The sequence below is a fragment of the Stieleria sedimenti genome (assembly GCF_025060895.1).
GTDB lineage: Bacteria > Planctomycetota > Planctomycetia > Pirellulales > Pirellulaceae > Stieleria > Stieleria sedimenti.
In genome coordinates this window covers 1-7,136 of the sequence record NZ_JANZKV010000338.1, presented here as the reverse complement: position 1 = coordinate 7,136, position 7,136 = coordinate 1, and the positions used below count along the sequence as shown (strand labels likewise).

The 7,136-nt window shown below is 55.0% G+C and carries 8 protein-coding genes; 1 reads left to right on the top strand and 7 read right to left on the bottom strand.

Features of this window, described 5'->3' with window-relative positions; genetic code table 11:
* Nucleotides 1–335: 335 nt before the first annotated feature.
* Complete coding sequence (locus tag NZK35_RS35065) at nucleotides 336–572, bottom strand: DUF2442 domain-containing protein (RefSeq protein WP_407699870.1); 237 nt, start codon at nucleotides 570–572, stop codon at nucleotides 336–338.
* Between the two features lie 29 nt (nucleotides 573–601).
* Nucleotides 602–862 carry a DUF4160 domain-containing protein gene (locus NZK35_RS32920; RefSeq protein ID WP_259636774.1) on the bottom strand — a complete coding sequence of 87 codons (261 nt, stop codon included), beginning with the start codon at nucleotides 860–862 and terminating at the stop codon, nucleotides 602–604.
* A 1,567-nt stretch (nucleotides 863–2,429) separates the two neighbouring features.
* Here NZK35_RS32920 and NZK35_RS34830 point away from each other — a divergent pair.
* A complete protein-coding gene (locus NZK35_RS34830) occupies nucleotides 2,430–2,627 on the top strand; it encodes a group II intron maturase-specific domain-containing protein (RefSeq protein ID WP_323379690.1) in 198 nt (65 codons plus the stop codon).
* Nucleotides 2,628–4,165: 1,538 nt separating this feature from the next.
* Here the strand turns inward: NZK35_RS34830 and NZK35_RS32910 are convergent.
* The 5 genes from NZK35_RS32910 to NZK35_RS32890 form a co-directional block, all read right to left on the bottom strand.
* Entirely contained in the window at nucleotides 4,166–4,600 is a 435-nt protein-coding gene (locus NZK35_RS32910; protein ID WP_259636772.1) for a hypothetical protein, read from the bottom strand.
* A 218-nt stretch (nucleotides 4,601–4,818) separates the two neighbouring features.
* Nucleotides 4,819–5,250 carry an SMI1/KNR4 family protein gene (locus tag NZK35_RS32905; RefSeq protein ID WP_259636771.1) on the bottom strand — a complete coding sequence of 144 codons (432 nt, stop codon included), beginning with the start codon at nucleotides 5,248–5,250 and terminating at the stop codon, nucleotides 4,819–4,821.
* Nucleotides 5,251–5,382: 132 nt separating this feature from the next.
* A complete protein-coding gene (locus tag NZK35_RS32900) occupies nucleotides 5,383–5,859 on the bottom strand; it encodes a hypothetical protein (RefSeq protein ID WP_259636770.1) in 477 nt (158 codons plus the stop codon).
* Between the two features lie 120 nt (nucleotides 5,860–5,979).
* Nucleotides 5,980–6,474 (bottom strand): hypothetical protein, encoded by a 495-nt coding sequence (locus NZK35_RS32895; protein ID WP_259636769.1) that lies wholly within the window; start codon nucleotides 6,472–6,474, stop codon nucleotides 5,980–5,982.
* 202 nt (nucleotides 6,475–6,676) lie between these two features.
* Nucleotides 6,677–7,048 carry a GxxExxY protein gene (locus NZK35_RS32890; protein ID WP_259636768.1) on the bottom strand — a complete coding sequence of 124 codons (372 nt, stop codon included), beginning with the start codon at nucleotides 7,046–7,048 and terminating at the stop codon, nucleotides 6,677–6,679.
* Between the last annotated feature and the right edge of the window lie 88 nt (nucleotides 7,049–7,136).

The following is a 7,136-nucleotide window of genomic DNA, read 5'->3' as shown; positions in this document are numbered from 1 at the left end:
CGCCACCTCCGGACCACGTCACCAATCCTCCAATCGACCCCGCACGGGGTCGCAGCAAAGTACAGCGCGCCAGCCAACAGATGTCCCTACAACGATGCCAACGGAGTCTCTCGCAAGGACGCGTCACAGGGCGCCCGGCCACGTCGAACGATCTCCCCTAGTGCTTTGTTCCATTTCAATGTTCGGGTCGATGAGAGATTCGCGAAAAGGGGTCAGACCCCAATAGCCGGAACGGCCCGAAGGGTGCTTCGCACTATTGGGGTCTGACCCCTTTTCGCTGGCCCATGGGTGCACTTCAAACATCTCAAGGCGCTCGACTCCCAAGGATCGCCGCGTTATCCTGCTGTCTGGACATTCGTTGCCGCCAACGACCTTAAGGCTTCAGGAGCCAAATCAACCCCGCACGGCCAGCACACTGTCTTTGCGACGGGATCGATCGTTGCTGATGCAAACACGTCTGGGTCATGGAGCGGTTGAAACGCGGGACCGTTCAGCAAGGGCCGCACATCGACAACTCGAGTATCGCCATCAGAGAATTCGAGTTCGAGATGAAATGGACATGGAACGTCCATCGCAACAACATGGAGTAATCCGGCCATTGTTAATCCAGTGGTGGGATCGGAATAAGCGTCTCACCGTTGGTGGCTCGACGCCAGTCGTCAAGCAATTCATCACGATGTAGCTCGATCCATTCTACGATAAGCTTGCGCGCCCGGCGAGGCAAATTTCCGGCCAAGATCTCCCCCGTTTCGATCGCGATGGCCGCTTCACTCGAACCATAAATCGCATGGAAATGCGGTGGGTTGTGGTCCGCAAAATACATGTAGACGGCGATGCCGTAGAATTCTGAAAGCCGTGGCATGATTAGAATCGTACCACATCACACTCGATCAGGATAACGAATTGCGATCTATCCGCGCATGCGGAGGAACGGGGATAGATCGTGCGCCAGAACTTTGTCGCTCCTCAGGTGGGCCGGTCACAGGACCTGATTAGAACGGATCCTGTCAGACGGTGCCAGTTTCTCAGGCCCAGGCGAACTCGAGCTGGGTGGCGGGAGGTGGGGCCGACTCCGGCTCGTTTGCACTTTCTTGTTCACTTTTCGCACTACCAGGCGTACCAGGTGCGAAAAACCTTCACCCATCGCGGCGTCCGAGCTATCCCGGAGGGATGACAGCGAGTAGCCGGAGGTCAGCGCAGCGCCACCTCCGGACCACGTCACCAATCCTCCAATCGACCCCGCACGGGGTCGCAGCAAAGTACAGCGCGCCAGCCAACAGATGTCCCCACAACGATGCCAACGCGATCTCTCGCAAGGACGCGTCACAGGGCGCCCGGCCACGTCGAACGATCTCCCCTAGGAACACCGCCCGCTTCACCAATCTCTTGCACACCGTTCATCAGCGTCGCGGTGTATGCCGCGTTTTGATCTCAGTGGTGCACTTCAAACATCCAACGGCGCTCGACTCCCAAGGATCGGCGCGTCGTGTGCAGAGTCGGATTCGTCTTTGAGTCAAAGAAAAACAACCTCGACCACACGACGCGAGTCACGAGGGAGTCGTGCGCCGATGGATCACTCGATGGGCCAAAAGAGATCAAGACGGCTGTCGCACCAAGACGCTGACGACCTACGGCCAGAGGACCCAGAGAAGCTGGCGTCAGCCTACGGCCCGGAGTCCCACGCAACATGAGCCCACCGCGACCGCACATCAACCGCCGAAGCGGTAAGCAATTCGATTAAGTTCAGCGGTAGGGTTCAGCGGGGCCGCGCGGTCGACTCACCACATCAAAAACACCAATTCGCGGCCGCCGTTGCAGTACGCCCAACATGGGCGTGATCTTGTGGGGTGAAAGTCCCCCGTACTTAGTTCCGGTTCTTTCGAGAGGTCAGTTTACCAAATGAAATTCTAGCGAAAGAGAGTACGAGGCGAGGGCAACTGCGGCGAGGCGACAGACCGTGGAGAGGAAGCCTGCGAATGTGTGCGTAAGTGTCGACCTGAACACCGCCGTCGACCACATTCTCGCCGAGACCTGCCAGGTTACGAATAGAAACCTCATACGAGGCCGACGACTCCAGGCCCGTCGCGGAGCGACCCAAAGCGTTCCAGCGGGCTGCTGACCGCGAAGCCGAACCGGAAGCCCGGCGGATGCCTTGAAGGAATACTGAGCGTAGGTAAATGAGGAGCTTGGGCAGGGACAGATCATGATGCTCCTGGCGACAGGAGCCCCTTATTTGGGGAGATCTCAGACGCGTACCCGCGAGTAGGGCTTGCCCGAAAGGTGGGGCGGATGTGGTAACGCATTCCGTGCTCTGAGAAGTCAGCAAAAGCCATAGTAGTCACCGGCCGCACTCCAACGGTCAGGCGAAGGGCTGAACGTCATTTCACAAGGAACGAACCACCCGTGACCTCGAAGAATCCCGACGCATCGTGTCTCCCAGACACCGCGCACAAACCTCAGTCGAGCCTTGCGGCTTCGGCGGCCAGATCCGAGTGAGTCCGAAGAGTCTCAAGAAGTTCAAACAACGGGCAAAAGAAATTTTGACCCGCAACCGCGGCATTTCGATGCGTCAGCGGTTTCGCGAACTTCGACTTTACCTTCGCGGTTGGATCGATTACTTCGTATAAGAGCAACGCAAGAGTCTAACGCTCACCCTGGACAAGTGCCCCAACCAAACTCACTCGGGGCGACGCGTCCGAGCGTGCTACTGGAACAATTGGCGCTTACCACGCACCCGATTGAAGAAGCTGCAAGCACTTGGAGTCTCTTACGGTGAAGCCTACCCTCCGGCCCACTCGGGCAAGGGTCCATGGCGTTCACCGAGCCTTATCGAACGCCTGGCTGCAGTCTCAAGGCTTATTCACGCTCGAAGAAAGATGGAGCGCGCTTGCTCCGAAACGGCGAACCGCACTGTGCTTAGCTTGCCTAGTGCGGACCCGCATGCTAGGTGGTGTGGGAGGGGTTCCGGGCAACCGGACCCCTATCCCGATTCGCGTTGTTATCGCACTTTCGGAGTAGCAATGAGCAGTTGATTACCAGCTTTTTCTGGCAGAATCGCATTGTCCACAATTGTACCTTATTGCCTCAAGAAACGATGCTCACAGCGAGGGCAAATTATTGATGTCCGCGAAAGTAGTCGTCCACATTGCGGACACGGGCGCATGTCATCGACCTCGGACTCCATCTCTTGCGAGAAGAGTTCTTGACGCTTGGAAGACACACTGTCTGCAGTATAGCAAGCGAGACCATAGGCAATTGCAAGCAACAAAGCCCAGCCCCAGGCTTCAAGACCGTCAAGCCAGCCATTTGGAAACAAGCGATCTTCATAATGGTAACCGTACCAACTGGGCTCCTCCAGCCATGTCGTTACAACGCGTAGCCCGGTAGTGTGAAGATACATCCACACAAACGCTGTTAAGAGATGCACGATGACCGCCTTTACAGTGGTCAAGCAAAGGCGTTTATGCAACCAGCAGGTGACAATACTCGGCGTAAGGTAGATTAGAACCAACCATTCAGGTGCATCTTGAGGTTGAAATTTGGGAGAATCGAACGGCGATGCCAAGAGAAAGAGGGCACCAATGTTCAGGGCGACCAATGTTATGGCGCTGGCAAGATCAAATATCCAAGTTCTCTTCAAAGCTACGCCGGAAGTACGAAGAATCGTTCCTGACTGCGATAACGTCGACGATCACCCCGTTCGCGGGCCGTCGGATTGGAATCGGCAGCAGTGTGATAGTTGAAACGGATTTAATGTGTGCCTATCGCAACAATGAGCGAACTGGGGTGCATCGTTTGGTTCGCGCTTTCGGCCGGAACGCCAGCGGAAACCATCGTCGCGGACTGCCAATGTACTCGATCGGAATCGCCTTGGGAAATTCAGTGTCCCATTCAGCAGTCGGCATTTCAGGCGTCGGTTGTCAGCGTTGGAACTGACAGGCGTCGGTTTGTCTTTGCCGGCCGAGTCGACCGCGCGCCTATCGAACCGTGGCATCAAATGCGAATCCCAGGGAACAGAGGTTCGGTGACATCAGGTGGGCGTTCTTTCGAGCACACCGGTCAGCAGCGTTGATTTCAGGCGTTGGTAAGCAGCGCGAACGGCCGCGATAACCGAGTCGCGGCAAACGATTTCCCATTGTCAAAAACGACAGCTCCGCGACTTCGGTTAATCGCATGGTTCTGTCGCGTTTTGGGCAGGTGGTGTCAGTTCAACCGCCATCGCCCAGTCACGATTGTATCGTGGACGAGTCTCAAGCACACGCGACGGCGTGAGATTACGACTGCAAACGGTCGGAAGTCCGTGGTTGTCCAGCATTCCAATGCGAAAGATGGTCTTAGCAAAGTACGTTTCGTCGTTCGGATCGAGTTCCAAGTCAATTTCAAACGGTGCGATGCCAAGTGAGTCAATCCACGTCACACCAAGCAGTTTAAATCGATCTGGTTTGGGATTTGCAATCTCAAGTTGGATCACGCCGTCAGACCACCATCCACCGAGGTTGTTTGGGCCGTAATGAATGCATCCGCAGATGTAAAATTCGAGCAAGCCGCAAATCTCTTGAATGAGAGTGCGACCGCCTTCGACAATGGTGTCTGGAGACACCTTCCAAATCCGCAAACAACGCAGCAGTCGCGTCTCGATTGAAGGGCGTTCCTTACGGGCTTCAGTGTCATCGTTGAAGGCGACATCCTCCTAGCGACAGAACGTCGGGCATAACCGAGCGGCGGCAAAGGATACTGCACTTCAAAAACCACGACTCCGCCGCTTCGGTTCATGTCATGGTTCTGCCAGATTAACGTATGTGACACACCGCAGCAAAGTCACCCAAGATTACGCCCATTGACCGAAAATTCACAGGCAGAGCGAAAAATGGATCGAATGAAGGCAGAGAGATCTTTTGAGTGCGTGGAGATCTCCCCGTCTTCGTGACACCAGAACAACACGGCGGTGCGTTTCCGCCTTATGTTGAGATGGAAGAAGTCTCCACCTAGGTTTGCGCCTATGACGATATGGTGCGGCGGAAAGGTACGCATCTCACCGTAGCTGTCTTCGTATTCATAGTCTGGATCGCGAAAAAACTTATTCCATCGGACGATGGTTGCGGTGTCAGTAAATATCTCCCTCGCGTCTTTCGGTCCTGTTTCAAGAATTGCCTTGAGCATCGGAGGAAAGTGCAGAAGCAGTTCTCTGTAACCGCTGGGCAGACAGCAGTGCGTCACTTTTTCGATTCGTGCAATGTCGCGTTCATTCATGGCAAGAAGGAAGATTGACGGCAAACATATTGGCAGAACGTCACGAATTATCGGGCGACAGCGAGCCAATGTTGCGATGGCCGAACCGATCCACCTCCGCGGGTCCGATACATCGATGGTTCTGTCCTGTCTCTATCTTCTCTTGAGCCCATCCGCCATTCTCCCAGCGACTTTCGATTCTCGTCCCGTGACTAATGTGTAAAGGCCAGAAAAGGTCGCCAGTAGTCCAAAACCGAGCATTGCAAAAAAAACGATTACAACAACCCCACCGCGGATGCGATTGCCGCTCGAAACGACGAGAAATATCAATCCAGCAAAGAGTAGCATCGCAACGCCGGCGGCAAGGCGTCGAAGCCCACCACTGCGCGTGTCGGATCGGAGGTCGCCGGTAGCGTCGCGTACGATCGAGTCCGCTTCTGCATCACTAAAACCGTTCTGAATCAATCCATCTCGGACGAATTCGGGATCTTCCCCTTCGGATATCCGATCAGCTGCGTTTCGTTTGAGATACTTTTCGCGGTCGCGTGCCGGAGTCTCAAAGCTCTTGCACCTTGGACACGTCGCGTAGCTCGGGCTGAATTTGATGTCACAGTTCGGGCAGTTGATCACTGATGAATCCTTTCAATAGACAGAACGGTACCGATCAGCCGGCGGCGACGGTTGATCTTCCACTTCAAAACGCCCGACTTCGCCGCTCGGTTGCATCGGATGGTTCTGCCCATTCCGGCGTCACCACGGTCCATAGATGGCACGGATGCGTGAAAGCACCTGATCCTCGGGAGCGGGATGAGAATCAGTCCCTTGGTAAGGGGCAAGGTCAAGCAACATGTCCCACAGCCGACAATACCCAATCATATCGGAATTTCCTTCGTGCGCAAGCGCGTGTGGACCATAGGCGGTTACGCGTTTGGATCGCGCATCAAGGTTCAAGGTTATTGACGTATGTTGCAGATCCGTACACGTCGCATGATAGTCGTCATCAAATTGGTGGAAGCACATGGATCGTGCCTCGGCTTCGATCTTGGCAAGGAGATCGTGCGGGATGACGGATCGGAGATGAACAATCACACTCGCATAGATTTCGGTATGGTGGGCGACGCTTAGTTCCTGATTGACGACGCCGTCACGAGTGATCGTCATTCGCCACGTCGACAAGTCATCGCAAAACGCTGGCGCGAGCAGTGCAGCACCGATCAGCAATTGATCGGACAGATCGACGTCCAATTGTGGGAAGCCAGATTCCATCGCGTCAGTCTAGTGGCAGAACGGCGGCCATCACCGAGGCCGCGCGAACGACTCAGACCAAACCGATTGACCTGACTCGTGGCCTTCGTGTGCATGGCATGGTTCCACATTCTACTCGGCATCCTGCGGTCCGGGCAAAGAGTGAACCACGAAGGATGCGAAGAGCACGAAGGCCAGAGGATCACAGGACGAATCGCTTGATTCCGTCCTTTAGTTTGACCACGTTGAAATTGATCAGCAATCCCGTTTTTGTGCCGGATAGTTTCATGTACGTCAGCAATTGTGCTTCATGAACCCCCGTCAGTTTGTTCACGCTCTTCAACTCGAGAATCAATTCACCTTCAGCAAGCAAGTCAATTCGGTAACCGCAATCCAGTTTCAACCCCTTGTACTCGACCGGCTGGGGATGCTGGAGCTCGAACCGGATACCATTTCGACTCAATTCATGGGCGAGGCATTGCTCATACGCAGATTCTAGCAGTCCTGGCCCTAACTCACGATGGACCTCAATCGCACACCCAATGACGCGATGCGAAAGGTCATCGAATTCCATCCTTCGTGCTCTTCGTGTCCTTCGTGGTTGCCCAATTCCGGTAGTAATCAATTCAGTTGTGGAACGTTGGTGGTCACCGCGTCGGCGC